1 protein-coding gene is annotated in these 260 nt (G+C 45.8%); it reads left to right on the forward strand.

The features are described 5' to 3' along the window. Nucleotides 1-260, forward strand: a 260-nt coding sequence (locus tag AAEY62_RS23185; RefSeq protein ID WP_350636791.1) for an efflux RND transporter permease subunit, incomplete at both ends; no start/stop codon positions are given.

The following is a 260-nucleotide window of genomic DNA, read 5'->3' on the forward strand; positions in this document are numbered from 1 at the left end:
CGGTAGAAGGTCAAGAGCGTTACCCTGTTAACTTACGCTATCCGCAAGACTATCGAGACTCTCCTGAGCAGCTATCACGATTACCTGTTGTAACACCAAGTGGTCAACGCATTGCACTAGGTGATGTCGCAGATATTCGAGTTGAGAACGGTCCGCCGGGGATTAAGAGTGAAAATGCTCGTTTAAATGGCTGGACGTTTATCGATATAGACGGTGTTGACGTAGGTACTTATGTTGAAAGTGCAAAAATACACTTGGCT

This window comes from Pseudoalteromonas sp. GW168-MNA-CIBAN-0100 (assembly GCF_040309225.1).
GTDB lineage: Bacteria > Pseudomonadota > Gammaproteobacteria > Enterobacterales > Alteromonadaceae > Pseudoalteromonas > Pseudoalteromonas arctica.